Annotated in this window: 23 protein-coding genes; 12 read left to right on the top strand and 11 right to left on the bottom strand. The window is 61.5% G+C overall.

Going from position 1 to position 25755, the window contains the following annotated elements; all coding sequences use genetic code 11:
* Positions 1 to 232: 232 nt before the first annotated feature.
* Positions 233 to 679 (bottom strand): response regulator, encoded by a 447-nt coding sequence (locus ACU680_RS16685; protein ID WP_007966541.1) that lies wholly within the window; start codon positions 677 to 679, stop codon positions 233 to 235.
* Positions 680 to 938: 259 nt separating this feature from the next.
* Here ACU680_RS16685 and ACU680_RS16680 point away from each other — a divergent pair, with 259 nt between their 5' ends.
* The 8 genes from ACU680_RS16680 to ACU680_RS16645 all read left to right on the top strand — a co-directional run bounded on the left by ACU680_RS16680 (position 939) and on the right by ACU680_RS16645 (position 10238).
* Positions 939 to 2873, top strand: a complete 1935-nt coding sequence (locus tag ACU680_RS16680) for a putative nucleotidyltransferase substrate binding domain-containing protein (RefSeq protein ID WP_448180012.1) — start codon at positions 939 to 941, stop codon at positions 2871 to 2873.
* Positions 2870 to 3577, top strand: a complete 708-nt coding sequence (locus tag ACU680_RS16675) for a 3'-5' exonuclease (protein ID WP_448180011.1) — start codon at positions 2870 to 2872, stop codon at positions 3575 to 3577. The genes ACU680_RS16680 and ACU680_RS16675 overlap by 4 nt, the downstream gene beginning before the upstream one ends.
* Positions 3578 to 3865: 288 nt before the next feature.
* Complete coding sequence (locus tag ACU680_RS16670; protein ID WP_045121971.1) at positions 3866 to 4384, top strand: RNA polymerase sigma factor; 519 nt, start codon at positions 3866 to 3868, stop codon at positions 4382 to 4384.
* Positions 4381 to 5352 (top strand): FecR domain-containing protein, encoded by a 972-nt coding sequence (locus ACU680_RS16665; protein WP_367085985.1) that lies wholly within the window; start codon positions 4381 to 4383, stop codon positions 5350 to 5352. The genes ACU680_RS16670 and ACU680_RS16665 overlap by 4 nt, the downstream gene beginning before the upstream one ends.
* 248 nt (positions 5353 to 5600) lie before the next feature.
* Positions 5601 to 8027 (top strand): TonB-dependent siderophore receptor, encoded by a 2427-nt coding sequence (locus ACU680_RS16660; RefSeq protein ID WP_448180010.1) that lies wholly within the window; start codon positions 5601 to 5603, stop codon positions 8025 to 8027.
* Between the two features lie 74 nt (positions 8028 to 8101).
* Positions 8102 to 9226, top strand: coding sequence for a PepSY-associated TM helix domain-containing protein (locus ACU680_RS16655; RefSeq protein ID WP_448180009.1), 1125 nt, complete (start codon positions 8102 to 8104; stop codon positions 9224 to 9226).
* Positions 9223 to 9402 (top strand): hypothetical protein, encoded by a 180-nt coding sequence (locus ACU680_RS16650; protein ID WP_041069939.1) that lies wholly within the window; start codon positions 9223 to 9225, stop codon positions 9400 to 9402. Before ACU680_RS16655 ends, ACU680_RS16650 begins: the two co-directional genes overlap by 4 nt.
* A gap of 206 nt (positions 9403 to 9608) precedes the next feature.
* On the top strand, positions 9609 to 10238 hold the full coding sequence (locus tag ACU680_RS16645; protein ID WP_448180008.1) for a glutathione S-transferase: 630 nt from the start codon (positions 9609 to 9611) through the stop codon (positions 10236 to 10238).
* 199 nt (positions 10239 to 10437) lie between these two features.
* Here the strand turns inward: ACU680_RS16645 and creD are convergent, their stop codons facing one another.
* A complete protein-coding gene (gene creD / locus ACU680_RS16640; protein WP_448180007.1) occupies positions 10438 to 11808 on the bottom strand; it encodes a cell envelope integrity protein CreD in 1371 nt (456 codons plus the stop codon).
* 20 nt (positions 11809 to 11828) lie between these two features.
* Here creD and ACU680_RS16635 point away from each other — a divergent pair, with 20 nt between their 5' ends.
* A complete protein-coding gene (locus ACU680_RS16635; RefSeq protein ID WP_448180006.1) occupies positions 11829 to 12962 on the top strand; it encodes an acyltransferase family protein in 1134 nt (377 codons plus the stop codon).
* 21 nt (positions 12963 to 12983) lie between these two features.
* On the opposite strand, the gene creC is transcribed toward ACU680_RS16635, so the two are convergent.
* The 3 genes from creC to rloA2 form a co-directional block, all read right to left on the bottom strand.
* The gene (gene creC / locus ACU680_RS16630) at positions 12984 to 14402 is read right to left on the bottom strand and encodes a two-component system sensor histidine kinase CreC (RefSeq protein WP_448180005.1); all 1419 of its coding nucleotides are present in this window, start codon (positions 14400 to 14402) and stop codon (positions 12984 to 12986) included.
* Entirely contained in the window at positions 14402 to 15082 is a 681-nt protein-coding gene (creB, locus tag ACU680_RS16625; RefSeq protein WP_448180004.1) for a two-component system response regulator CreB, read from the bottom strand. Before creB ends, creC begins: the two co-directional genes overlap by 1 nt.
* Before the next feature lie 68 nt (positions 15083 to 15150).
* Positions 15151 to 15654, bottom strand: a complete 504-nt coding sequence (gene rloA2 / locus ACU680_RS16620) for a retropepsin-like aspartic peptidase RloA2 (protein WP_007962587.1) — start codon at positions 15652 to 15654, stop codon at positions 15151 to 15153.
* A 337-nt stretch (positions 15655 to 15991) separates the two neighbouring features.
* Here rloA2 and yihG point away from each other — a divergent pair, with 337 nt between their 5' ends.
* Entirely contained in the window at positions 15992 to 16879 is an 888-nt protein-coding gene (gene yihG / locus ACU680_RS16615) for a 1-acylglycerol-3-phosphate O-acyltransferase, YihG family (RefSeq protein ID WP_448180003.1), read from the top strand.
* Position 16880: 1 nt separating this feature from the next.
* Here the strand turns inward: yihG and ACU680_RS16610 are convergent, their stop codons facing one another.
* Positions 16881 to 17438 (bottom strand): DUF2780 domain-containing protein, encoded by a 558-nt coding sequence (locus tag ACU680_RS16610; RefSeq protein ID WP_007962589.1) that lies wholly within the window; start codon positions 17436 to 17438, stop codon positions 16881 to 16883.
* 148 nt (positions 17439 to 17586) lie between these two features.
* On the opposite strand from ACU680_RS16610, the gene ACU680_RS16605 reads away from it, so the two are divergent.
* The gene (locus ACU680_RS16605; RefSeq protein WP_448180002.1) at positions 17587 to 18222 is read left to right on the top strand and encodes an RNA polymerase sigma factor; all 636 of its coding nucleotides are present in this window, start codon (positions 17587 to 17589) and stop codon (positions 18220 to 18222) included.
* The gene (locus tag ACU680_RS16600) at positions 18219 to 18893 is read left to right on the top strand and encodes an anti-sigma factor (RefSeq protein ID WP_448180001.1); all 675 of its coding nucleotides are present in this window, start codon (positions 18219 to 18221) and stop codon (positions 18891 to 18893) included. Before ACU680_RS16605 ends, ACU680_RS16600 begins: the two co-directional genes overlap by 4 nt.
* A gap of 216 nt (positions 18894 to 19109) precedes the next feature.
* On the opposite strand, the gene fdhA is transcribed toward ACU680_RS16600, so the two are convergent.
* The 5 genes from fdhA to ACU680_RS16575 form a co-directional block, all read right to left on the bottom strand.
* Positions 19110 to 20309 carry a formaldehyde dehydrogenase, glutathione-independent gene (gene fdhA, locus ACU680_RS16595; protein WP_027610665.1) on the bottom strand — a complete coding sequence of 400 codons (1200 nt, stop codon included), beginning with the start codon at positions 20307 to 20309 and terminating at the stop codon, positions 19110 to 19112.
* Between the two features lie 200 nt (positions 20310 to 20509).
* Positions 20510 to 21367: a formyltetrahydrofolate deformylase gene (purU, locus tag ACU680_RS16590; protein ID WP_448180000.1), complete on the bottom strand. Its 858-nt coding sequence runs from the start codon at positions 21365 to 21367 to the stop codon at positions 20510 to 20512.
* Between the two features lie 221 nt (positions 21368 to 21588).
* Positions 21589 to 22221, bottom strand: coding sequence for a sarcosine oxidase subunit gamma (locus tag ACU680_RS16585; protein ID WP_367086003.1), 633 nt, complete (start codon positions 22219 to 22221; stop codon positions 21589 to 21591).
* Positions 22222 to 22402: 181 nt separating this feature from the next.
* Positions 22403 to 25420 (bottom strand): sarcosine oxidase subunit alpha, encoded by a 3018-nt coding sequence (locus tag ACU680_RS16580; RefSeq protein ID WP_448179999.1) that lies wholly within the window; start codon positions 25418 to 25420, stop codon positions 22403 to 22405.
* On the bottom strand, positions 25417 to 25746 hold the full coding sequence (locus ACU680_RS16575; RefSeq protein WP_007962600.1) for a sarcosine oxidase subunit delta: 330 nt from the start codon (positions 25744 to 25746) through the stop codon (positions 25417 to 25419). The genes ACU680_RS16580 and ACU680_RS16575 overlap by 4 nt, the downstream gene beginning before the upstream one ends.
* Positions 25747 to 25755 lie beyond the last annotated feature (9 nt).

Below are 25755 nucleotides of genomic sequence, written 5' to 3'. Positions count from 1 at the left end.
CTGCCGGACATGAAAAAGCCCTGATCTCGCGATCAGGGCTTTTTTGTTTGGACTGAAATCCCAAGCAGGCAGTAATCCCTGTGGCGAGGGAGCTTGCTCCCGCTCGGCGGCGCAGCCGTCGTAATTTTAGCGAATGCGATGTGTCAGGATTAATGTGGATGCAGGGTTTGGGGCCGCTTCGCAGCCCAGCGGGAGCAAGCTCCCTCGCCACAAGGGCAGCGGTTAAACACGATTACGGATCAATACCTAATTCGTGTTTGACCAGCCCCAGCAACTTCGCAGTATCAATCGGCTTGAGCAGAAAATCCACCACGCTCAAATGCATCGCCGCGATGGCGTCCTTCACATCGGCATCGCCGGAAACAATGATGATCGGCATTGCTGCCCGTACCGACTCGCGCACCTGCCGAATCAAGTCCAGGCCACCGACATTGCCCATGCGCAGATCAGTGATCACCAGGCCTATCGAGGGCTTTTCCGCAAGCATCTTCAGTGCGGTTTCGCCACTGGCCGCGGTCATGCAGTGAATACCGTCCAACGCGAGTATCTCCGACAACAGCTCCCGGGCGTCCTTGTCGTCATCGACGATCAGCACACGCTGCGGCGGCAAGTCGGGTTCGAGCATTACAGCGCTGAGCGCTTCACGCTCGGCGTCGCTCAAAATATCGTGGTCGGACATGGCGTTCTCTAAGTTTTCAAATCAATCACCTGGCACAGTCGTCAGACATCGCTAAGCAGAGCTTCAATGTGCACTTCGTCGGATTTTTTTCCAAGTGGCTGGCGGGGGAATTTCCGACTGTTTTTGTAGGGCACTTCCCAAATGTGCCCAACGGCAGCTCAAACCTAGACTTACGTCCAATGGGCACCCCGCACGCAGGGGCCGACCATGGCTGCAACGATCCGACAACAACAATTCAAAAAAGACTGCGGTAATGGTTATGAGTAAAGCGGACGCCTTCACCCAGGCAGGGAAAACCGCGGTGTTGCAGAACATTCAGGGCACCCTGCAATTCCTCCAGCGCTTCCCGCCCTTCAATCAGATGGAACACGCCCACCTGGCTTATCTGGTGGAGCAGTGTCAGCTGCGGTTCTACGGCCAGGGCGAAAGCATCATCAAGCCCGCCGACGGGCCGGTCGAACACTTCTACATCGTCAAACAGGGCCGGGTGATCGGTGAGCGTCACCACATCACCAAGCCCGGCACCGAAACCACGTTTGAAATCACCACTGGCGAGTGTTTCCCCCTCGCCGCGCTGATTGGCGAACGGGCGACCCGCACCGAACATCTGGCCAGCGAAGACACCTTCTGCCTGCAACTGAACAAACCGGCGTTCATCAAACTGTTCGCCCTGTCCAACAGCTTCCGCGATTTCGCTTTGCGCGGGGTCAGCAGCCTGCTTGATCAGGTCAACCAGCAAGTCCAGCAAAAAGCCGTGGAAACCCTCGGCACCCAGTATTCACTCAACACGCGCCTCGGCGAATTGGCGATGCGCCATCCGGTGACCTGTAGCCCGGATACATCTCTGCGCACAGCGGTGAAGCTGATGCACGAACAACAGGTCGGCAGCATCGTCGCAGTGGATGAACACAAGGCGCCGCTGGGGATTTTCACCCTGCGTGACCTGCGCGAGGTGGTCGCCAACGGCAGCGGCGATTTCAGCGAAACCATCGAGCGCCACATGACCTGTTCGCCGTTCTTTCTGTCGCCCGATCACAGCGCCTTCGACGCGGCGATTGCCATGACCGAGCGGCACATCGCCCACGTCTGCCTGGTCAAGGATCAGCGCTTGTGCGGCGTGGTCTCCGAGCGCGATCTGTTCTCCCTGCAACGGGTCGATCTGGTGCATCTGGCCCGGACCATCCGCAGTGCCCAGCGCATCGAGCAACTGATGAGCCTGCGCGGCGAGATCGGTCAACTGGTCGAACGCATGCTCGCCCACGGTGCGTCTTCGACCCAGATCACCCACATCATCACCCTGCTCAACGATCACACCGTGTGCCGGGTGATCGAACTGACCCTCGCCGAAAAAGGCGACCCCGGCGTACCGTTCAGCTGGCTGTGTTTCGGCAGCGAGGGCCGGCGCGAGCAGACGCTGCACACCGATCAGGACAACGGCATTCTGTTCGAAGCGCGGGACGCGGCACACGCGGCGGAGATTCGCGGCAAGCTGCTGCCGATCGCCCAGCAGATCAACCAGAGCCTGGCGCAGTGCGGCTTCAGCCTGTGCAAGGGCAACATCATGGCCGGCAACCCTGAGCTGTGCCTGTCGCGGGCGGAATGGGCGCGGCGTTTTGCGGCGTTCATCCGCGAAGCGACGCCGGAGAATCTGCTCGGTTCGAGCATTTATTTCGACCTGCGAGTGGTCTGGGGTGACGAGAAAGGCTGCGCGCAACTGCGCCGGGGGATTCTCGATCAGGTCGGCGACAACCGTTTATTCCAGCGCATGCTGGCCGAAAACGCCCTGCGCAATCGTCCACCGGTGGGACGCTTTCGCGAGTTTGTGCTGGCGCGCAAAAACGGCGAGAAAGCCACCCTCGACCTCAAGGTCCAGGGCCTGACGCCCTTCGTCGACGGCGCACGCCTGTTGGCGCTGGCGCATGGCATCGAAACCAACAACACCCTCGAACGCCTGCGCCAGCTGGTCGAAAAAGAAGTCATCGAACGGCTCGATGGCGCGGCATATGAAGAGGCCTACCACTTCATCCAGCAGACGCGCATGCAGCAACACCAGATCCAGAGCCGTGAGAATCTGCCCTGGTCGAACCGGGTCGACCCGGACAGCCTCAATCATCTGGACCGGCGCATTCTGCGTGAATCCCTGCGCCAGGCCCAGCGCCTGCAAAGCAGCCTGGCCTTGCGGTATCAGCTATGAGCCTGTTCTCGTGGCTGCGCCCGGCCAGCCCTCTGCTGTCGGCCGACCTGCAACAGCGTCTGGCGGAGCTGCCGGCGATCAGCGAAGTGAAAGAGTGCAGCCTGCGCGAGCAGCGCTGGGTGGTGCTGGATCTGGAAACCACCGGGCTGAACCTGAACAAGGATCGTGTGCTGTCGATCGGCGCGGTGGTGATCGAGGACGGCGCGATCGACTTCAGTCAGCAGTTCGAGCGCACCCTGCAATGTCGGGAGCTGAAGCTCAGCCCGAGCGTGTTGATTCATGGCCTGGGGCCGAATGCGATTGCCGCCGGCAGCGACCCGGCCGAGGCGTTGCTGGAGTTGATGGAATTCATCGGCGACAGCCCGGTGCTGGCGTTTCATGCGCCCTTCGATCAGCACATGCTCGGGCGCGCATTGAAAGAACACTTGGGCTACAAGCTGCAGAACGTGTTTCTGGATGTCGCGGACATGGCACCGCTGTTGTGCCCGCAGGCGAATATCCGCGAGGCCGGGCTGGATGAATGGATCGACTGGTTCAGGCTTGAGGTGTTCGAGCGGCACAACGCGAGTGCCGATGCACTGGCGACGGCAGAGCTGGCGTTGATCCTGTTCAGCCGGGCGCGGCAGCAGCAGATTCATAGTCCGCTGAACCTGCAGCAGCGTTTGAGTCAGTGGAAACGCCGACAGCAGGCGCCTTCCTTCTAAAAGCACCCTCACCCCAGCCCTCTCCCAGAGGGAGAGGGAGCTGACCTTATTGTCTTGCGTTATACATCGACCTGAAAAACCAGTTCGATTATGGATTCAGCAAGTTACTTTCCGGTCGGTGTAGCTCCAGAATATTCCCTGATCGGTCCCCTCTCCCCCGGGAGAGGGTCAGGGTGAGGGGCAGCTCTTGTGCGCCCACCCGACCAGTGGCCAATTGCTAACCATTCCCACCTCTGCGAGAATCGCGAACAATTCTCGTTGGTTAACATTTCCCAATCGGTGCGTCTGGTGTCGTCAGTCCCAAGCCCTCACAGTGAACTCGTCGGTGCGTTGTATCGCGACCATCGCGGTTGGCTGCTGAGCTGGTTGCGGCGCAACGTGGCGTGCCCGCAACGGGCAGAAGATCTGAGCCAGGACACCTTCGTGCGCCTGCTCGGTCGCGAACAATTGCTGACGCCGCGCGAACCGCGGGCGTTTCTGGTGGCGATTGCCAAGGGCCTGCTGTTCGACTATTTCCGCCGCGCCGCGCTGGAGCAGGCCTATCTCGCCGAATTGATGCTGATCCCCGAAGGCGAACAGCCTTCGGTGGAAGAACAGCAATTGATCCTCGAAGACCTCAAGGCCATCGACCGCCTGCTCGGCAAACTGTCGACCAAGGCCCGCGCCGCTTTCCTTTATAACCGCCTCGACGGCCTCGGCCATGCCGAAATCGCCGCGAAGCTCGGCGTCTCGGTGCCGCGTGTGCGGCAATACCTGGCTCAGGGCATTCGCCAGTGCTACATCGCCCTCTACGGTGAGCCGACATGAGCCCGGCCAGCTCCAAACCGGTTTCGGCTCAGGTGCTGGACGCGGCGATTGCCTGGCAATTGTCGCTGGATTCCAGCAGTGCGCTGGAGCGCGAAGAGTTCGCCAAATGGCACGCAGCCAATGAAGAACATGCCCGCGCTTGGCGTCAGTTGGGCATGCTCGATCAGCGCTTCAGTGTCGCCAACGGCCCGGCCCGCGCTGCGTTGCTGCAATCACGCGAAGGCATTCGCCGCAGAGTGCGCAAGCTCGGCAGCGGACTGGCCAGCGTGGTGGCAGTGGTCGGTCTGGCGCTGTTTGCCGGTGATCGCTACCTGCCGCTGGATTACTGGCTGGCCGATCAACGCACCGCCACCGGTGAGCAGCGCACGGTGCGGCTGGCCGATGGCACCGTGCTCAACCTCAACACCCACAGCGCGGTGGATGTGCGCTTCGATGCCAGCCAGCGCCTGATCGTGTTGCAGGAAGGCGAAATCATGGTTGAGACCGGTCACGGCGATGCGCGGCCGTTCATCGTCGAGACCCGCGAAGGCAGCATGCGCGCGCTGGGCACGCGGTTTCTGGTCAAGCGTGAAGACCAGGGCACGCGTCTGAGCGTCCTGCAATCGGCGGTGGCGGCGCATCCGCAAAGTCATCCTGACGAGCAGATCCTGCGCGAAGGCCAGCAAGTGCTGATTCGCAACGACGGCCTCGACGCGGTCGCCGCACTCACCCCCGGCGCCGATGCCTGGACCCGCGGCATGCTGGTGGTGGACAACGCGCGGCTCGGCGATCTGGTGCACGAACTCGGGCGCTACCGCCGTGGCTATCTGGGCGTCGCCCCGGAGGTCGCCGACCTGCGCATCACCGGCAGCTTCCCGCTGCACGACACCGACAAGGCCCTGAGTGCTCTGCTGCCGACCCTGCCGGTACAGATCGAGCAGCACACGCCGTATTGGGTCACGGTGGCGAAGGCTGATACCAAGCCTTGAGGGCGACCGACCTCTGTGGCGAGGGAGCTTGCTCCCGCTCGGCTGCGCAGCAGTCGTCAAACCAGTCAATGCGATTTATCTGAAAGACAGCAGGGACCGCTTCGCGCTCCAGCGGGAGCAAGCTCCCTCGCCACAGGGTCTCGGTCACTTTTCAGTTAATCGAAATTATTTTCATCCAGCCCTATCACTTTTCAATTCTCGTCCGGCACACAGGCAATTGAGAAATATTTCCATTCAGGAGCCTTCGCATGTCCCGTTCGCTAGACACCTTGTTGCGCCCCAGTCTGCTGGCGGTCGCCATCGCCCTCAGCACCCCGCTGATCAGCCACCCGTTGCTCGCCGCTGAGCAGGCCTCCAGCGTACGCGCCTACAACCTGCCGGCGGCGCCGTTGTCGACCACGCTGAACCAGATCGCCAGCCAGGGCGGCCTCGCGCTGTCGCTCAATCCCTCGCTGGCCGCGGGCAAGACCTCGGCGCCGGTCAACGGTCAGTACGATGCCGCCGGCGCACTGCGTGCCGCCCTGCGTGGCACCGGTCTGCAACTGGAACAAAGCAGCGCCGGCACCTACACCCTGGTGGCGGTGCCGGAAGGGACACTGGCGCTGCCGGAAACTGCAGTGATCGGCGTGGAAAACTACGAAAGCGCCTGGGGCCCGGTCGAAGGCTACACCGCCACCCGCACCGCCGCCGGCACCAAGACCGACACTGCGCTGGTCGAAGCACCGCGCTCGATCTCGGTCGCGACCCGCCAGCAAATGGACGACCGCAGCGTGCACAGCCTCGATGACGCTGTGCGCTACATGCCGGGCATCACCGCCAGCAGCTACGGCAGCGACACCCGCGCCGACTGGCTGCGCGTGCGCGGTTTCGAGCCGACCCAGTTCCTCGATGGCCTGCCGCTGCCCAAAGGCGTATACGCCAACCCGAAACAGGAAACCTGGAACCTCGATCGCCTTGCCCTGCTGCGCGGTCCGGCCTCTTCCGTTTACGGCCAGACCCCGCCGGGCGGCCTGCTGGACATGGTCAGCCGGCGCCCGAGCAGCGACGCCAGCAGCGAAATCCAGCTGCAGTACGGCAGCGACAACCATCGCCAGATCAACTTCGCCAGCACCGGCAAGATCGACGACGCCGGCCAGTTTCTGTACGGCATCAGCGGTGTGGTGCGTGACAGCGGCACGCAGATCGACCACATCGATAACAAACGCTACAACATCGCGCCGAGCCTGACCTGGAACATCGACGACGACACCAAATTCACCCTGCTGAGCCAGTTCACCCGCGACGATACCGGCATTACCAGCCAGTTCCTGCCGGTGCAGGGCACCAAGATCGACATGCCGTTCGGTAGCGTTTCGCACCACAAAAATCTCGGCGACCCGGATTGGGAATACTACGACCGCACCTACTACGCGCTCGGCTATGCCTTCGAACATCGGCTGAACGATGTCTGGCAGTTCAAGCAGAACCTGCGCTACACCAAGTCGGATCTGTCGTTCCAGGCCCTGACCGTCGGCTCTTACCCGTACACCATGGTGGACGATCAAGGTAACGTCGGGCGCACCAGCACCAGCGTTGACGAAGACATCAGCCAGTTCGCGGTGGACAACAACTTCCAGGCCGACTTCGCCACCGGTGACATTCGCCACACCGTGCTGTTGGGGCTGGATCACCAGCGCAGCAACACCAACTACCTGTCGATCTACGGTGACGGCCTGAAAACCAACGTGCTGAACCCGATCTACGGCCAGCCGATCGTTCGTCCGGATCGCTCGACGGCGTATTACGACTACGACCAGAAGACCTACCAGACCGGCCTCTATGTACAGGATCAGATGGCCCTCGACCAATGGCGCCTGACGCTGGGCGGTCGTGAAGACTGGGTCCACACCGGCACCAAATTCTTCAACAAGGCCGATGCGACCAACACCCAGCGCGACAAGAACTTCAGCGGTAACGCAGCGCTCAGCTACGTGTTCGACTCGGGCTTCGTCCCGTACATTTCCTACGCCGAATCCTTCCAGCCAACCACCGGCGCCGACGCCTCCTCCACCGGTTCGCTGAAACCGACCGAAGGCAAGCAATGGGAAATGGGCGTCAAGTACCAGCCACCGGGCAGCAAGACCCTGCTGACCGCCGCCGTGTATGACCTGACGCAGAAAAACGTCGCGGTCACCACCACCGTCGGCAACACCCCGATCACCAGCCAGACCGGCGAAGTGAAAGTCAAAGGCCTGGAACTGGAGGCGACCTCGGACGTCACCGATAACCTGAAAGTGATTGCCGCCTACACCCTGGCCAAGTCCGAAGTGCAGAAAGGCGACTACAAAGGCAACCGCCTGCAACTGATGCCAAACCAGCAAGCCTCGCTGTGGACCGATTACACCTGGCACAGCGGCGTGCTCGACGGCTTCGGTATCGGCGGTGGCGTGCGTTACACCGGCAACACCTATGGCGATCAGGGCAACACCTGGCTGGGCAAGGCCAATGCTTACACGGTGTTCGACGCCTCCGTGCATTACGACCTCGGGCGCCTGGACAACAGCCTCAAAGGTGCATCGGTCGCGGTCAACGCCACCAACCTGTTCGACAAGGACTACATCTCCACCTGCGACGGCTTCTACTGCTACTACGGCGACCAGCGCAGCGTCGTCGCCAGCGCCACCTACAAGTGGTAACCGCGTGAGCTGAAACAGGTCCTGTCACCAAGCCGTCCTTCATGGACGGCTTCGGTGTTTTTGAAGGTCATGAAATGAAAAGTAAAACAATTCGCCGCTGGTCGTTCATCCACACCTGGACCAGCCTGATCTGCACCGTGTTTTTGCTGTTGCTGGCATTGACCGGCCTGCCGCTGATCTTCCATCACGAGATCGAGCACCTGCTCGGCGATGCCCCGCAAGTGCGCGAGATGCCGGCCGACACGCCGCGCCTGAACCTGGCGCAACTGGTCGAGGCCGCCGAACAACATCGTCCCGGCGAAGTGGTGCAGTACTTCGGTTTCGAGGACGACGAACCCAATGCCGTGTTGACGATCATGGCGAAGACCGCCGGCACCGAACCGAACTCGTCGCACACCTTCATGCTCGATGCGCGCACCGGTGAAGCGCTGGAAACCCCGTCGGCAAATGGCGGGCTGATGCTGTTCATCCTGCGCCTGCATGTGGACATGTTCGCCGGATTGCCCGGCAAGTTGCTGCTGGCGTTCATGGGTTTGCTGTTCGTGGTCGCGATCATCTCGGGCACCGTGCTGTACTTGCCGTTCATGCGTCGCTTGCCGTTCGGCACCGTGCGTCAGGACAAGTCCACCCGCTTGCGTTGGCTCGACCTGCACAACCTGATCGGCGTCGTCACCCTGACCTGGGCACTGGTGGTGGGCGTCACCGGAGTGATCAGCGCCTGCGCCGACCTGCTCATCGCCGCGTGGCGCAATGACTCGCTGACCGCCATGGTCGCGCCGTACCGCGATGCCCCGCCACTGACCCGACTGGCCCCCGCCACCCACCTGCTCGACATCGCCCGCGACGTGGCGCCGGGGATGAATCCGGATTTCATCGCCTTCCCCGGCACGCGGTTTTCCAGTGAGCATCACTACGCGGTGTTCATGAAGGGTGGCACCCACCTGACTTCGCACCTACTGACGCCGGTACTGATCGACGCCAGCACCCTGCAGGTCACCGCTGTGGCCGAGCGCCCGTGGTACATGGACGCCATGGGCATGTCGCAGCCGCTGCACTTCGGTGACTACGGCGGCATGCCGATGAAGATCCTCTGGGCAACCCTCGACGTGCTGACCATCATCGTCCTCGGCAGTGGCGTGTATCTGTGGGTGGTGCGGCGTAAAGCGGCGAGACCGGTCACGGCGGAGGTTGCTGCATGAAGCCGCGTCAGAGCAATTTCTGGAAAGTGTTCAGCACGCCGCTGGTGATTGCGCTGCTGAGTGCGGCGGGGTTGTTCGCGGCGTTGTTGGGGGATGGAATCTGGGATGCGTTGAGCTGGGTCGGGCTGGGTGTTCCGGCTTATCTGGCCATTAGAGGTTTATTGCAGCGCAGGTAGTTTTTGTGTTGTCGGTGATGGCCTCATCGCTGGCAAGCCAGCTCCCACAGGGGTTTATGCTGAATCTGAAATTTGTGTTCGCTGCAAAAACTGTGGGAGCTGGCTTGCCAGCGATGGCGATCTCACGAACACCATCAATTCCTCGCCAGCCACAGTGGTTGTAGCTAGGCTAACCTGCTGTTCTTGATGACCACCGAGGTTTGCCAATGTCCGCCCCCAGCATGACCCTGTTTCACAACACGCTTTCCCCGTTCGTGCGCAAAGTGATGGTGCTGTTGCACGAGACCGGCCAGCAGAATCGCGTCGCCCTGCAAGACTGCGTGCTCAGCCCGGTCAGCCCGGACGCTGCGCTCAACGCCGACAACCCGCTGGGCAAGATTCCCGCCCTGCGTCTGGCCGACGGCAGCGTGATCCATGACAGCCGCGTGATCCTCGAATACCTCGACCAGCAGCACGTCGGCAATCCGCTGATCCCCCGTGAAGGTTCGGCTCGCTGGCGGCGCCTGACCCTGGCCTCGCTGGCTGACGGGATCATGGACGCCTCGGTGATGATGCGTTACGAACTGGTATTGCGCGCCCCGGAAAAGCACTGGGACGAATGGCTCGACGCCCAGCGCGAGAAAATCCGTCGCGCCCTGGCCTATCTGGAAAGTGACGCCATCGCCGAGCTGACCAGCCATTTCGATGTGGCCGCCATCAGCGTCGCTTGTGCGTTGGGTTACATCGATCTGCGTCATCCGGATCTGGACTGGCGCAGCGCCAATCCGCAACTGGCCAGCTGGTATTTCGAGGTGAGCCAGCGAGCGTCCATGGTCGCCACCCTGCCCAAGCCTTAAATCGGCGGCGCCTGTACCGGCCTCATCGCTGGCAAGCCAGCTCCCACAATGGATTTGGATATGACAGAGTTCTCTGTTTCAGCACAAATCCTGTGGGAGCTGGCTTGCCAGCGATGGCACCAACTCGCATCCACTGGCAGAAACCCGACAATCCGCGTCACCAACGCTTCCTTCCAGCGCTGATCCTCGCGCAACCCGCTCATTGCATCGCCTCCACATCAAACTCCAGCGGCCTGGCCGGTTTCTGCCCGATCCCGTACCAGTCGAGTTTGCGCGTCAGCACCATGAACACCCCGAGCAGACCGAACAACAGCAGCGAGCCCATCAGCAACGCGTAATCCTCGGCGCTCAGCAGTCCGTACAGCAGGCCATACAACGCCGCCAATCCCGCAGAAAAACTCAGGCCGTGGCGCACGCTGTGCAGCACGTGACACACATAAAACCCGATCAACAACACACAGCCACTGGACGACAGCAGATACGCCAGGGCAAAGCCGATGTGCTCCGACAACGACAGCAGCAACAGGTAAAAGAACGCCAGCGCCACCCCGACCAATGCGTATTGCACCGGATGCACCGCCAGACTCTTGAGCACTTCGAACAGGAAGAAACCGGCGAAGGTCAGGACGATGAACAACAGCGCATATTTGATCGCCCGATCACTCTTCAGGTACTGGTCCACCGGATCGATGAAACTCACGCCAAAACTGCGCCCGCTGAACCCCTCGCATTCATTGCCCGTCACGCAACGACTCATGGCTTCTTGCAGATTGGTGGAGAAGAACGTGGTCTGCCAATCGGCGTTGAAACCCTGATCGCTGATCTCGCGCTTGCCCGGCAGGAAATTGCCGATGAAGCTTGGGTGCGGCCAGTTGGCCGCGAGGCTGACGTGGCTGGTTTTGCCCACCGGCAACACCTGCAGCGAACCGGTGCCCTGCAGACGCAGGTCGAAACCGAAGGTCAGTTCCGTGGTTTTGCGGGTATCCAGCGCCGGCAGCGTGACCCGCACGCCTTCGCCCAGCCAGCCCACCTGAGTACCGGGTACGAAGTCCAGGCGCTGGCCATCGAGTTCCAGTTTCAGGGCGTTTTCGATACCGCGAATGTCACTGATGCCCACCGCCAGAAACGGCGCATCGAACTGGTAATCGGCGAAGTCTTCCTTGATCCCCAACTGCGCCGGCAACGAGAAATGCCCATTGATGCGATTGTCGGCATGGAACAGCCGCGCCTCGTAGATACCGCGCTTGCGCAGCTCGGTCTGCACCTGGCCATCGAGTTCGAAACGTTCCGGCAGAAAGTACAGCCGACCGCGCTCTTCGCCGAGCTCTTCATAGCGCTGACTGGTTTTCTCGTTGGTCTTCCAGGTACGCACCACCTTGCGGTACGGCACCACCATCACCGGCCCGCTCAGTTGCTGGCTGTAGCTGGAACTGCGGGCGATGTCTTCGAGTACGCCGTCGCGCCGTTGCTGGCGGTCATCGATGATGCCGTCGATCATCAGCAACGGGATCAGCAACAGCAGGATCAACAGGGCTACAGCCCCGAGTTTGATAGTCAGATTTCGATTCATAACGACGCTCCCTGGTTGGAATGTGGCCAGTCTGGGAGTGCTTTGTGGTTTTGTTATGGAGGTTGTGTGGGCTTTGCGTGGAAATACCTGTAAAACGCTTTTTCCTCATCACCTTGGCAATGTTCATAGAAAGGACGGACACGTTGCGCAACAACTCTTTCGATTTGATCCGGCACTTGGCGGCACTCATGGTGCTGATCAGCCATCACTTTGCGCTGTGGGGTCTGCCAGAGCCAGGCATCGCCGGCTTCAACTCACTGGGCGGTATCGCCGTGATCGCGTTCTTTGCGATCTCCGGCCTGCTGATCACTCGCAGCTTCGTCAACGCCACGAACTTCACCGACTATCTGATCAAACGCATTGCCCGCATCTTTCCAGCATTGATCCTCTGCGCCTTCGCGATGACTTATATCGCCGGTGCACTGTTTGCCGAAGGCTATGTCACAAGCTTGAGCGCCACGATCGACTTCCTGCGAATCTCGGTTTTCGGTCAAGCCACTATCGAACAGATCACCAATGGATTTATCTTCGACGAATCCTTCAATGGCAGTCTCTGGACGCTGAAAATCGAATTCGGCTTTTACTTGCTGCTGGCGGCGGTTCTGGGTCTGTACCGAAAAGCCCTGTTGCCATGGATCCTGCTGATGGGGTTTGCGGTGGCAACGTATGTCTTGAGTAGTGCAGTGTCCGGCGCCATGGCGCAAAAACTGGCGACTTACTGCGGTGCTGGTATCGCCTTCTTTGCCGGTTCCGTGATTGCCTTTCACAAACAGTACCTCAGCAATCCCCGTGTGCTGGCGATCGCTCTGGCGGCCGGGACCGGATTGATCTGCCTCAGCGTCGGCACCCCATTGGCCACAGTGCTGGCGACGCTGGGCTGTGCGCTGGTCACCCTGAGTCTGGGCCTGCTCTACGTCGACAAAAGTATCCGGGGCCGATTCGATATTTCTTACGGAATCTATCTGTATGCGTTCCCGGTCCAGCAACTGGTCATCAACAAGTCCCACCTGAGCTTTCTGCCGTCCATGCTTGTCTCGGCGCTGATCGTGATCATGCTGGCGATCGCTTCATGGCGTCTGGTGGAGCAGCCAGCGTTGAATTTCGCCCATCGGAAGAAGCTTCAGCACACCGCAGCGGCCTCGTCCCCACCCTGAGCCCGGCCTGTCCGTAAGGTTTCAGGGCAGGCTCAGAACGGCTTGCACACCGCCCGACACGTTGCTGATCGACAGTTGGCCACCATGCAACTTGGCTACCTCTGCCACAAAGTTCAGCCCCAGCCCGGTGCTCTTGCGCCCACTGTCCGGTCGCGGCAGCGAATAAAACCGCTCGCACAGACGCGGCAAGGCGTACTCGGGAATCGGGGCGGCTTCGTTGAACAGGCGCAACTCGACCTGCTCCCCCACGCGTTCGGCACTGAAGCGCAGCAACCCGGCGACCGGGGTGAAATCCAGCGCATTCTCCAGCAGATTGCCCAGCGCCTGACGCAGCAGAAACGGCTCGCCGATCAGCATCAGATCCGGCGCAATGGTCTGCTCAACCGTGAGCCGCCGGCCTTCGATTCGCGCTGCCTGCGCGCGCAACAATTCATCGACCAGCGCCGCCAGCGGCACCGCCACGCGTTCCTCAAGCCCCTGACGCTGCTCGACTTGCGCCAGATTCAACAGCCGCTCGATCAACTGCTGCATCCGCGCACTTTCACTGTCGATGTTGCCGACAAAGCGCAGGCGCTGAATCGCTGGCATCTCCTCCTGCAGCAATTCCGCCGCACCGCGAATCGCCGCCAGCGGACTCTTCAGTTCATGGGTCAGGGTGTGCACATAGCGCTCGACGTAGGCCTTACCTTCCAGTTGAGTGCGCATCTGCTCCACCGCCGTCGCCAGTTGCTCCAGTTCACCGCCACGGTAATGCGGCACTTCGACCCGGCGCCCTTCACTCACCGCTTGGGCATAGCCGGTCAAACGGTGCAGCGCGCGGCTCAGCCACCACGACAGCAAGGCGCCGAACAGCAGGCCGAGGCCGATCAGCCCCGCGCCGTAAAACAGCAAGCGCCGCTCGGTGCGGTCGACATAAGGCTGCAATGAACTGTTGGGCTTGGCCACGGTGACCACGCCGATGATTTTGCCGTTATCACGGATCGGCGCGCCAATGTGCATCACCGACGACGCCGAATCGTTCGGATCGCTGCGGGTCGAGCGCGCACCGTATTCGCCGCGCAAGGTCAGGTATACGTCGTTCCAGCGCGAGTAATCCTGCCCGACCGCCACCCCGCTGGAATCCAGCACCACGATGCCTTTGGCGTCGGTGACGTAGATGCGGTGGTTGACCTGGTTTTTCGGCAAGCCCCAAATGGTCGCCTGTGGTTGACGCTCGCCGTAGGCGCGCAGCAATTCGGGCCAGCGGTTCTCGCTGAGCGTGCCGGCCTTGAAATCATCACGCAGGATCTCAGCCATCAGATTGGCGGTGTCGACCAGGGTTTCTTCGGTGGACTGGCGCACACCGGGGCGGATTTCTTCCATCACCGTGTTGAGCACGAAGTAACCGGTCAGGCCGACAAACAGCACATACACCAGAAAAATCCGCAGCCCCAACGACATCAGCTGTGCCCCGGGCTGTAGCTGTAGCCGAGGCCGCGATGAGTCTGAATCGGCTCGGCGTCGGCGCGCACCAGACGCAGTTTGGCACGCACGCTTTTGATGTGGCTGTCGATGCTACGCTCGTAGCCGGCGTCCGCGGCCACCCCCAGCGCATCGAGCAATTGCTCGCGGCTGAACACCCGCTGCGGTTGTTCGAGCAGGCATTGCAGCAGACGGAATTCGTGGCGGGTCAGGCTCAATGGCTGGCCGCGGTAGGTGATCAGCACACGCTCGACATCGATGCGAAACAGTGCCGAGGAGGCTTCAACCACAGGTCGCGGCGCCACGCGTTTGAGAATCGCCCGCACCCGCGCGGCAACTTCCCGTGGGCTGAACGGCTTGACCACGTAATCGTCGGCACCGATCTCCAGCCCCACCACCCGGTCGATCTCGGCGTCCCGGGCACTGAGAAACAGCACTGGCACTTCACTGAAGCGCCGCAGCTGTTTGCAGGTTTCGAAACCGCTGATGTCCGGCAGGCCGATATCGAGAATGATCAAGTCAGCCGGGGTCTGCCGTTGAAACTCCAGCGCCGCCGCGCCGAGACTCAGCCACGTGGTGGCGAACCCCTCGCCCTGCAGGGCAAAAATCAGCGTGTCGGCAATCGCCGCTTCGTCTTCGACAATCAGGATATGAGGCATGGCGTCCGAGCCCATGGGTTAAGTGCGCGAACGGTGCCCCAAGCCTGACCTTACGTCAATGAGACCACTTAGCAGTCCGGCTTGTCGGCGGTGAAACGCCGCGCCGGGTTCACCGCTGCGCCAAACTCGCGCAAGGCCTTGGCACCGATCAACAGCGGGTAGTTGAAGTTGCTGCGGTCGGTCAGGTTGACCTCAACGGTGCGCTTGACGTTGCCCAAGCACAGTTCCAGATCGACCACCGGACGCTTGGCGACTTCAGTGCTGTCGCCTTCGTCCTCTTCATCCGAGCGGCTCTTGATCTTGCTGATCCGCGCGACCTTGTGCTCGTAGACTTTGTTGCTGGCGTCCTTGGTGCCGAGGCGGAAACGCACCCAGTTCTCGCCGTCGCGGGTGAAGGTCTCGATGTCCTTGGCCGACAGCGAGGCGGTCAGCGCGCCGGTGTCCATCTTGGCCTTGAGCACCTCACCACCGATTTCCGGCAGCGCGATGTATTCATAACGCCCGTACAGGGTCGGCTCGGCGGCCATGACCGGCAGGGCGACGAGGGCAAACAGTGCAAGGAGGGATTTCACGTAAGGGGCTTCCTTGGAAAATGAGGGCTCAACGCCGAATTCTAGACCGCGAAAAAACACGATAGTTGGTTCGCCGCCGACCTTTGTGGCGAGGGAGCTTGCTCCCGCTCGACGACGCAGTCGGCGTGAACCAGCCTGCAGGTTTCGCCTGACACACCGAGGTGAATGGATTTGGGGCCGCTTCGCACCCCAGCGGGAGCAAGCTCCCTCGCCACAGGATGCTGCGTAATCATTCAAAGAATAACGGAGCAAAAGTGAAACATTCGTCACCACCGATTTGGCCTGTCGCCCGAAGCCACTTATCATGGCGCGCCCATCCGCCTTCATAGAGTTGCTTATGCGCCGCCTGCTCACCGGCTGTTTCGTCACCCTGCTGCTGTTGCTCAACACCCTGATCCTGATCGGGCCGCTGCTGGTCTTTGCCCTGCTCAAGCTGATCGCGCCCGGGCGCTGGCGCGATTACGCCTCGTGGGCGGTGATGTGGATTGCCGAGACCTGGGCCGAGATCGACAAACTGATCTTTCGCCTGTGCATCCCCACCCAATGGGACATTCGCGGCGGCGCAGACCTGCGCGGTGACACTTCGTATCTGGTCATCAGCAACCACCAGTCGTGGGTCGACATTCCGGCGCTGATCCAGACTCTCAACCGGCGCACGCCGTTCTTCAAGTTCTTCCTCAAGAAAGAACTGATCTGGGTGCCGTTCCTCGGTCTGGCGTGGTGGGCGCTGGATTACCCGTTCATGAAGCGCTACAGCAAAGCGTTCCTCGCCAAACACCCGGAGTTGGCGGGCAAGGATCTGGAGATCACCAAACAGGCCTGTGAGCTGTTCAAGCGCCAGCCGGTGACGGTGGTGAATTATCTGGAAGGTACCCGCTACACCGCGGCGAAAAGCGCGCAGCAGCAGTCACCGTTCAAGCATCTGCTCAAACCCAAGGCGGGCGGCGTGGCGTTTGTACTGGCAGCAATGGGCGAACAACTCGATGCGCTGCTCGATGTGACCGTGGTTTATCCACAGGAAAAGATTCCGGGGTTCTGGGATCTGATCAGCGGCAGCGTGCCGCGGGTGATCGTCGACATCCAGACCCGCGAACTCCACCCGGCACTGTCGCAGGGTGATTACGAAAACGATCCGCTGTTTCGCCAGCAGGTCCAGAACTGGGTCAACCAGCTCTGGACCGAGAAGGATCAGCGCATCAGCGAACTGCGCGGCGAGCGCAGCTGAATCAGCTACCGGTGCCGGCGCCCCAGATGCTGCCCAGGCTCTGCAAAATCGGGCCGCCGACGCCCTGATCACCCAGATACTTGAGCAGCACCGGGGCAAACTGGCCGACCATGCCGCTGTCCATGCCCAACGCACCGAAGGCATTGTTCAGGTCGCTGGTGTTCTTGACGTTGCCCAGCGCGTTTTCCAGCCCCGCCGACTTGCCCGACGAACCCAGCAAACCACTCAACGCCGCCAAGTTGCCGCTGCCGCCCGACAGTTTGTCGATGCCCGGCACTTCTTTGGCCAGCTGCGAATAATCGGTGCTGCTCAATTGGTTCTTGGCCAGGCCAAGCATGGCGCTGGTGCCACCGACCGCCTGCTGCGGCGTCACGCCGAGACCGGTGACGGCTTGCAGCAAACCGGCGGTTTCCGAGGTCGGCGCGGCGGCGGTGGCTGCGTTGCCACCCTGCATGCTCGAAGCTGCTTTGGTCACATCGTCCAGACTGAAGCCGGCAAACACCGGGCTCGCTGCAAGGGTCATCAGTGAAGCCAAGGCAATACCGCGTGAAATCTTCATTCAGACATCCTCTTGCGCTGTGGTGACCGCCCGTCAATGGGCGGCAAAACTGCCGTTTTGACCGGGTTTCAGCCAGCATGTTCCTCGCTGGCGCATCCATTTTCAGCATAGCCACGTATATAAAACGTGAAACCGTGGATAACCCGAGATGAATGGCACAAGCGCTGTCGCTGAACTAGCCTGTGAACAACCCGGGGCCCGCCTTCGTCGCCCGTGCATTGCTTGGAGGCCTGTCATTTCCATCGTCGACACCGATCAGCTCAGGCATCTGTTGGCCCAGTGCGCACTGGGCGACCGAGGCGCCTTCGAAACCCTCTATCGCAGCGTCGGCCCGCGCCTGCACGGCATCGCTCTGCGCTTCATGGGTCGGGCGGATCTGGCCGAAGAAGTGCTGCAGGAAAGCTTCGTGCGCATCTGGAACAACGCCTCGCGCTACGAAGCCCATCTGTCGGCGCCGCTGACCTGGATGATCAACATCACCCGCCATCAGGCCATTGACCAGTTGCGCAAACAGCGCGAACGGCCGCTGACCGAGTTCGAACAAGACACCTTGCCGGACGAAAGTCCTTCGGCCCATGACCTGTTGAACCGCAGCCGCGAAGCCAGTGCGCTGCACCGCTGCCTCGACACCCTCGACGGCATGCAGCGCCAGTCGATCACTGTCGCCTACTTTCAGGGCCTGTCCTGCGCGGAACTCGCCGAACACCTGGCGGCGCCGCTGGGCTCGGTGAAGTCGTGGATTCGTCGCGGCATGGAACGCCTGCGCAGGTGCCTCGAATCATGAACTACCAGACCCCGGCCCTGCGCCGCGCCCTCGCTGCCGATTACGCCATCGGATTGATGTCGGCGGCGGCGCGTCGGCGCTTTGAGCAATTGCTGCTGGATGACGCAGCACTGCGAACCGAGTTGGCACAGTGGCAGGAGAGTCTCGCCAGCCTGACCGATACATTGCCGGAGCAACCGGTGCCGGATCGGGTGTGGCAAGCCATTACTGCACGCATCGATCCGCAAGAGCTGCATGTACCGCCCAAACGACCGTTCTGGAACTGGCTGCGACTCACCGCAGCGATCTGCTCCATCGCCGTGCTGGTATTTCTTGGCTCGCTGTACAACCGCGACGACGCCCGCTACCGCGCCACCCTGCTGAACGCCAATGCGCAACCGGCGCTGAAGGTCGAGGCGCATGCAGACTATCTGCAAGTCGAACCGCTAACTTTGGCGGCAGTCGGGCCAGATCGCAGTCTGGAATTGTGGGCGATCCCGGCTGATGGCAAGCCGATTTCGCTGGGGGTGATTCCGGCGGGGGGCAAGGGCAAGGTTGAACTGAGCGAGGCGCAGAAAGTCTTGATCGGCCAGCCGATTGCGCTGGCGGTGAGTCTGGAGCCGAAGGGCGGCTCGCCGACCGGGCAGCCGACGGGGCCGGTGCTTTACCAAGGCGCGTTAGCGGCTCTCTGACTCTGGCACCACAAACCTTTTGTGGCGAGGGAGCTTGCTCCCGCTGGGCTGCGAAGCGACCCAAATCTTGAGTGGGTAATTTTCCTGAGACGCCGCATGTGTGGATTTTACGACGGCTTCGCCGCCGAGCGGGAGCAAGCCCCCTCGCCACAGGTTTAGTGCTCATCCCCATAAAAAACGGCGACCTTGAGGTCGCCGTTTTGCATTGCCTGAAACTTACGCCGCACTGAACAACCGATGCGGATCAATCACAAACTTCTTCGGCACACCCGCATCGAACTCGCCATACCCTTCAGGCGCCTGGTCGAGGCTGATGACTTGCACGCCGACCACTTCGGCGATGTTGATGCGATCCCACATGATCGCCTGCATCAGCTGGCGGTTGTACTTCATCACCGGGGTCTGGCCGGTGTGGAAGCTGTGGGATTTGGCCCAGCCCAGACCGAAGCGGATGCTCAGGCTGCCCATTTTTGCGGCGGCGTCCACGGCACCCGGATCTTCGGTCACGTACAGGCCCGGAATACCGATCTTGCCCGCCACGCGCACCACGCCCATCAGCGAGTTGAGCACCGTGGCCGGGGCTTCGGCTTTCACCCCGTCATGCCCGTGGCCGCGCGCTTCGAAGCCCACGCAGTCCACCGCGCAATCCACTTCCGGCTCGCCCAGCAGTGCGGCGATCTGTTCGTGCAGCGGCGTGTCCTTGGACAGGTCGACCACTTCAAAACCCTGCGCCTTGGCGTGCGCCAGGCGGATGGTGTTGACGTCGCCGATGATCACCACCGCTGCGCCCAGCAAACGCGCCGAGGCTGCAGCGGCCAGACCGACCGGGCCGGCGCCGGCGATGTACACGGTGCTGCCCGGGCCAACGCCCGCCGTCACGGCGCCGTGATAGCCGGTCGGCAGGATGTCGGAGAGGCAGGTCAGGTCGCGGATTTTCTCCATGGCCTTGTCGCGATCCGGCAGTTTCAGCAGGTTGAAGTCGGCGTACGGCACCAGCACGTATTCGGCCTGGCCGCCGGTCCAGTCACCCATGTCGACGTAACCGTAAGCCCCGCCGGCACGGGCCGGGTTGACGGTCAGGCAGACACCGGTGTGTTGCTCCTTGCAGGAACGGCAGCGCCCGCAAGCCACGTTGAACGGTACGGAGACCAGGTCGCCGATTTTCAGGTTCTCGACGTCGGAACCCTTTTCGATCACTTCGCCGGTGATTTCATGGCCCAGCACCAGACCGGTCTGCGCCGTGGTACGGCCGCGCACCATGTGCTGGTCGGAGCCACAAATGTTGGTGGACACCACACGCAGAATCACCCCGTGCTCGATCTTCCTGCCGCGCGGGTCCTGCATTTTCGGATAGTCGATTTTCTGTACTTCGACCTTGCCAGCGCCGAGATACACCACACCACGATTGCCAGACATGCTTTCACCTCGCTGTTGTTTTTATGGAACCGCGTTGCCCAGGCAGGCAGCGCGTTGAGTGCTCGGGTACAGATGCTGATTGTTGTGTTGCCTGTTATGGCCTCATCGCTGGCAAGCCAGCTCCCACAGGTTTCGGGTGGAACTCAAAGATTGTGTACGGCACAAATCCCTGTGGGAGCTGGCTTGCCAGCGATGGCGATCTAAAGAACCACGGTTCTGTTGGCGTTCAAAAACACCCTTCTTTCGATGTGATAACCCACGGCCCGGGCCAGGGTCAGGCCTTCGATATCCCGCCCCTTGGCGATCAGATCCTCCGGGTAATGACTGTGATCCACCGCCTCGACGCCCTGGGCGATGATCGGCCCTTCATCGAGGTCGTTGTTGATGTAATGCGCAGTCGCGCCGACCAGTTTCACGCCTTTGTTGTAGGCCTGGTGATACGGCTTGGCGCCCTTGAACCCCGGCAGCAGCGAGTGATGGATGTTGATCGCCTTGCCATCGAGCTTGCGGCACAGTTCCGGTGACAGCACCTGCATGTAACGGGCGAGGATCACCAGTTCGGCGCCGGACGCTTCGATCACCTGCCACACCTGTCGCTCCTGCGACGGCTTGTCGTTGGGATCGAGAGGGAAATGGTAGTAGGGAATCTGGTGCCAGTCGGCCAACGGCTTGAGGTCCGGATGGTTGGAGACCACCGCCGCCACGTCCATCGACAACTGGCCGATGCGTTGGCGGTAAAGCAAATCGTTGAGGCAGTGATCGGCCTTGGAAACCATGATCACCACTTTCGGCCGGTAGTTCGGTGCGGTCAGCTCGAAGACCATGCCGAACGCCTGCCCACGCTCGGCAAGGCCGGCGCGGAAGGATTGTTCGTCGAAACCGTCAGGCTGACGGAATTCCACGCGAATGAAGAAGCGGCCCGAGAGCCGGTCATCAAACGAGTGGTGCTCGGTGACGTAGCAACCCTGCTCGAACAGAAAACGCGTCACCGCGTCCACCGTGCCGAGCACGCTGGGGCAGTCGGCGGTCAGAATCCATGTGTCTGGTGCGCGGCTCATGGTGCGGTGACTCCTGTTTCAACATCTGTGAGCAGAGTGAACTCTGTGGCGAGTGAGTTCTGTGGCGAGGGAGCTTGCTCCCGCTGGGTTGCGAAGCGACCCCAAAATCAGCAATCGCGATCTTCCAGAAAGAATGCGCTCGCAGGTTTTTGCGACTGCTTCGCAGCCGAGCGGGAGCAAGCTCCCTCGCCACAAGAAGCAATCGCGGCAACCACTAAGCGTTACGCCTGCACGCTCAGGCCGTACTCGGCCGACGCATCCTGCAACCACAACCACCAGTAATCCGAGAAGCTGCGGCGGATCAGCAGTTCCCAGGTGTCTTCGGCGGTGTGGCGAATCATCAGTTGCGACTTGGCGAACACCGTGCCCACCGCTTTGCCCACCGGGAAGTTGTTCGGGTGCACGTCGTAGCTGGTGGATTTCATCAGCACCTGACGCACGTTCGGCCCGCTCAGTTCGAGCACTTGCTGGCCGCCGCTGACGTTGACGATCGCGATGTGCAGATCGCCCAGCGCTTCGCGCAGCTTCTGCTCGGCGGCGAATTCTTCACCACTTGGCACGATCAGCAGCCACTCGTCCGGGCCCATCCATTGCAGGCTGGTTTCGCCTTTGACGATCACGCTCAGAGCGCCCGGCAACTCGATGCCCAGGGCCTTGTGCACCCCGGCGGCAAACGCGGCGTCATGGCCGTCGCCACGAAGGGTCAGGTGACCGAGGAGTTTCTTTTCTCGCACGAACACACCGGCGTTCTTGCGACCCTTGCCGGCCAGGCTGGCGAGGTCGGCATGGTGCAGCGACGACTCGGCACGGGCCCCGGTGGCCGGGCGTTGTTGGTACACATTGGCTGTGGTCATAAAGCACCTTTATCAATTCTGTTGGTTCCGGTCCTTGTAGTGGCTGTACTGCCGCCTTCGCGAGCAAGCTCGCTCCCACAGTGGACTGATGCCTGACACAAATTCCATTAACAACCCGAAACCTGTGGGAGCGAGCTTGCTCGCGAAGGCGATATCCGCCACACCACAGGGTTCGAAGCTGTCAGATGTTCTGCCGATCCCCCTTCGGATCGAAGAACACCGAAGAAACAATCTCCGCCTCGATCACGCTGCCATCGGCCAGCGGCGCAAACACCCGCTCGCCCATGCGCTTGAGACCGCCCTTGACCACACCCATGGCAAATGAATAACCGAGGGAGTTGTGCGCGTAGCTGGAGGTCACGTGGCCGACCATGGTCATCGGGATCGCCTGCTTGGTGTTGAACACCAGTTGCGCGCCTTCCGGCAGCCACACGTTCGGATCGATCGGCTTCAGGCCCACCAGTTGCTTGCGCTGATCCTTCACGCAGTCTTCACGGTTCATGCCGCGCTGGCCGATCCATGAGAACGGCTTGGTGCGACCGACGCACCAGCCCATGTTCAGGTCGTCCGGGGTCATCGAGCCGTCGGTGTCCTGACCGACGATGATGAAACCTTTCTCGGCGCGCAGAACGTGCATGGTTTCCGTGCCATACGGCGTCAGGTTGTACTGCTTGCCGGCCTCGACGATTTTCTCCAGCACGCCCATCGCGTAGTCGGCCTGCACGTTGACTTCGTACGACAACTCACCGGTGAACGAGATGCGGAACACCCGCGCCGGCACGCCGCCGACCAGACCTTCTTTCCAGGTCATGAACGGGAAGGCTTCGTTGCTCAGATCGATGTCGGTCACGGCGCTGAGCAGCTTGCGGCTGTTCGGCCCGGACAGGGTCATGGTCGCCCAGTGGTCGGTGACCGAAGTGAAGTAGACCTTCATCTCTGGCCATTCGGTCTGGTGGTACAGCTCCAGCCATTGCAGCACGCGCGCCGCGCCGCCAGTGGTGGTGGTCATGACGAAATGGTTGTCGGCCAGACACGCCGTCACACCGTCGTCGAAAACCATACCGTCTTCTTTGCACATCAGGCCGTAACGCGCCTTGCCTACATCGAGCTTGGTCCAGGCGTTGGTGTACACGCGGTTGAGGAACTCGCGGGCATCCGGGCCTTGAATGTCGATCTTGCCCAGGGTCGAGGCATCAAGCAGGCCGACGCTGTCGCGCACGGCTTTGCATTCGCGCTTCACCGCCGCATGCATGTCTTCACCGTTTTTCGGGAAGTACCACGGACGTTTCCACTGGCCGACGTCTTCAAACTCGGCGCCGTTTTTCAGGTGCCATTGATGCAGTGCGGTGTAGCGCACCGGTTCGAAGATGTGCCCACAGTGACGACCGGCCACGGCGCCGAACGTTACCGGCGTGTAGTTCGGGCGGAACATCGTGGTGCCCATCTGCGGGATGGTCACGTTCAGCGAACGGGCGGCAATCGCCAGACCATTGACGTTGCCGAGCTTGCCCTGATCGGTGCCGAAGCCCAGCGCGGTGTAGCGTTTGACGTGCTCGACCGACTCGAAACCTTCGCGGGTCGCCAGTTCGATGGCGGCGGCGGTGACGTCGTTCTGCAGGTCGACGAATTGCTTCGGCGCACGCGAGGTGCCCTTCTCGTGCGGCACCTGGAACAGCGCCAGCGTCGCTTCTTCAAGACGGCTCAGCGCTTTTGGCAGCGTGCCTTCGACCACCGCAAAACCGGCTTCACTGGCAGCGCGTGCGCCACCTTCGAAACCATCGGCCAGCGAATCTCCGAGGCCGTAAACGCCGTTGATGCCGCCGACGCACACACGCTTCTGCGGTGCTTCGCCCGGTACGAAACCGAGGATGTCTTCACGCCAGATCGGCTTGCCACCGAGGTGCGAAGCCAGGTGCACCACCGGGCTGTAACCGCCGGAACTGGCGATCACGTCGCAGTCGAGCCATTCGCCCGGGCTGGTCACGGCGTGCGCTTTCACGTCAATCGCAGCGACGCGGGCAGCGGTGACGCGCTTGCTGCCACGCGCCTCGATCACAGCGCTGCCGGTGAGGATGCGGATGCCTTTGGCGCGGGCTTCTTCCACCAGTGCGCCACGCGGATTGCTCCGTGCATCGGCGATGGCCACCACTTGCAGGCTGGCGTCGAGCCAGTCCAGCGCCACGCGGTAGGCGTGATCGTTGTTGGTGGTCAGGACCAGTTTTTTGCCCGGTGCCACGCCGTAACGGCGTACGTAAGTCGAAACCGCACCAGCGAGCATGTTGCCCGGCACGTCGTTGTTGCCGTAGACCAACGGGCGCTCATGGGCGCCAGTCGCCAGCACCACACGCTTGGCGCGGACACGGTGGATGCGCTGACGCACCTGACCGATTGGCGCGCGGTCACCGAGGTGATCGGTGAGGCGTTCGTGAATGGTCAGGAAATTGTGGTCGTGGTAACCGTTGACCGTGGCGCGCGGCAACAGCAGCACGTCCGGGGTGTTCTTCAGTTCAGCAATGACGCTGGCCACCCACTCGATCGCTGGTTTGCCGTCGAGGCTTTCGCGCGAATCGAGCAGACTGCCGCCGAACTCTTCCTGCTCATCGGCGAGGATCACCCGCGCACCGCTGCGCGCAGCCGCCAGTGCAGCCGCCAGACCAGCAGGGCCGGCGCCGACGATCAGCACGTCGCAGTGCTGGTTCATGTAGTCGTAGGTGTCCGGATCGACTTCGGTCGGCGAACGGCCCAGACCGGCAGCCTTGCGAATGTACTTCTCGTAGGTCATCCAGAACGATTGCGGGTACATGAAGGTTTTGTAGTAGAAACCCGGCGGCATCAGCTTGCCGCCGACCTTGCCGAGAATGCCCATCATGTCGTTGTTGACGCTCGGCCAGCCGTTGGTGCTGGTCGCGACCAGGCCTTGGTACAGCGCCTGTTGCGTGGCGCGCACGTTGGGAATCTGCGTGGCTTCGGTAGCACCGATCTGCAGCACGGCGTTCGGCTCTTCGGCACCGGCGGCGAAGATCCCGCGTGGACGCGAATACTTGAAGCTGCGACCGATGATGTCGACGCCGTTGGCGATCAGCGCCGAGGCCAGCGAGTCGCCCTCGAAGCCTTTGTAGCTCTGACCGTTGAAGGTGAAGCTCAGCACTTTGTTGCGGTCGATCCGTCCACCGTTGGACAGGCGATTGGTCTGGCTCATACCTTCTCTCCCAGCGCCGTCGTGGCTGTTTTCGCCGTATCAGCCTTGTCGGTGAATTGCGGCTTGGTGCCGATCTTGTAGGTTTCGAGAATCTCGTAGGTCACGGTGTCGCGGGTGACGTTGAAGTACTGGCGGCAACCGGCGACGTGATCCCACAGTTCGTGGTGCAGACCACGCGGGTTGTCGCGGAAGAACATGTAGTCGCCCCACTCTTCATCGGTGCAGGCGGCAGGATCCAGCGGACGCGGAATGTGCGCCTGACCGGATGCGTGGAATTCCTCTTCGGAGCGCAGTTCGCCGCAGTGAGGACAGAAGATATGCAACATGGGGATTTC

This window comes from Pseudomonas sp. LF020 (genome assembly GCF_053456425.1).
The sequence above is the reverse complement of the archived record's forward strand: the minus strand, read 5'-3'. Positions and strand labels throughout refer to the sequence as shown.

Bases quoted from the DNA above. Each gene is read 5' to 3' on its own strand.
- ACU680_RS16680 (WP_448180012.1), top strand. From the start codon at position 939: ATGAGTAAAGCGGACGCCTTCACCCAGGCAGGGAAAACCGCGGTGTTG.
- yihG (WP_448180003.1), top strand. From the start codon at position 15,992: ATGCGCCGCCTGCTCACCGGCTGTTTCGTCACCCTGCTGCTGTTGCTC.
- ACU680_RS16685 (WP_007966541.1), bottom strand. From the start codon at position 679: ATGTCCGACCACGATATTTTGAGCGACGCCGAGCGTGAAGCGCTCAGC.
- ACU680_RS16580 (WP_448179999.1), bottom strand. From the start codon at position 25,420: ATGAGCCAGACCAATCGCCTGTCCAACGGTGGACGGATCGACCGCAAC.
- ACU680_RS16660 (WP_448180010.1), top strand. From the start codon at position 5,601: ATGTCCCGTTCGCTAGACACCTTGTTGCGCCCCAGTCTGCTGGCGGTC.
- creD (WP_448180007.1), bottom strand. From the start codon at position 11,808: ATGAATCGAAATCTGACTATCAAACTCGGGGCTGTAGCCCTGTTGATC.
- purU (WP_448180000.1), bottom strand. From the start codon at position 21,367: ATGAGCCGCGCACCAGACACATGGATTCTGACCGCCGACTGCCCCAGC.
- ACU680_RS16675 (WP_448180011.1), top strand. From the start codon at position 2,870: ATGAGCCTGTTCTCGTGGCTGCGCCCGGCCAGCCCTCTGCTGTCGGCC.
- fdhA (WP_027610665.1), bottom strand. From the start codon at position 20,309: ATGTCTGGCAATCGTGGTGTGGTGTATCTCGGCGCTGGCAAGGTCGAA.
- creB (WP_448180004.1), bottom strand. From the start codon at position 15,082: ATGCCTCATATCCTGATTGTCGAAGACGAAGCGGCGATTGCCGACACG.
- ACU680_RS16645 (WP_448180008.1), top strand. From the start codon at position 9,609: ATGTCCGCCCCCAGCATGACCCTGTTTCACAACACGCTTTCCCCGTTC.
- ACU680_RS16605 (WP_448180002.1), top strand. From the start codon at position 17,587: ATGAATGGCACAAGCGCTGTCGCTGAACTAGCCTGTGAACAACCCGGG.
- ACU680_RS16665 (WP_367085985.1), top strand. From the start codon at position 4,381: ATGAGCCCGGCCAGCTCCAAACCGGTTTCGGCTCAGGTGCTGGACGCG.
- ACU680_RS16650 (WP_041069939.1), top strand. From the start codon at position 9,223: ATGAAGCCGCGTCAGAGCAATTTCTGGAAAGTGTTCAGCACGCCGCTG.
- ACU680_RS16655 (WP_448180009.1), top strand. From the start codon at position 8,102: ATGAAAAGTAAAACAATTCGCCGCTGGTCGTTCATCCACACCTGGACC.
- ACU680_RS16575 (WP_007962600.1), bottom strand. From the start codon at position 25,746: ATGTTGCATATCTTCTGTCCTCACTGCGGCGAACTGCGCTCCGAAGAG.
- ACU680_RS16600 (WP_448180001.1), top strand. From the start codon at position 18,219: ATGAACTACCAGACCCCGGCCCTGCGCCGCGCCCTCGCTGCCGATTAC.
- ACU680_RS16610 (WP_007962589.1), bottom strand. From the start codon at position 17,438: ATGAAGATTTCACGCGGTATTGCCTTGGCTTCACTGATGACCCTTGCA.
- ACU680_RS16635 (WP_448180006.1), top strand. From the start codon at position 11,829: ATGTGGCCAGTCTGGGAGTGCTTTGTGGTTTTGTTATGGAGGTTGTGT.
- ACU680_RS16585 (WP_367086003.1), bottom strand. From the start codon at position 22,221: ATGACCACAGCCAATGTGTACCAACAACGCCCGGCCACCGGGGCCCGT.
- creC (WP_448180005.1), bottom strand. From the start codon at position 14,402: ATGTCGTTGGGGCTGCGGATTTTTCTGGTGTATGTGCTGTTTGTCGGC.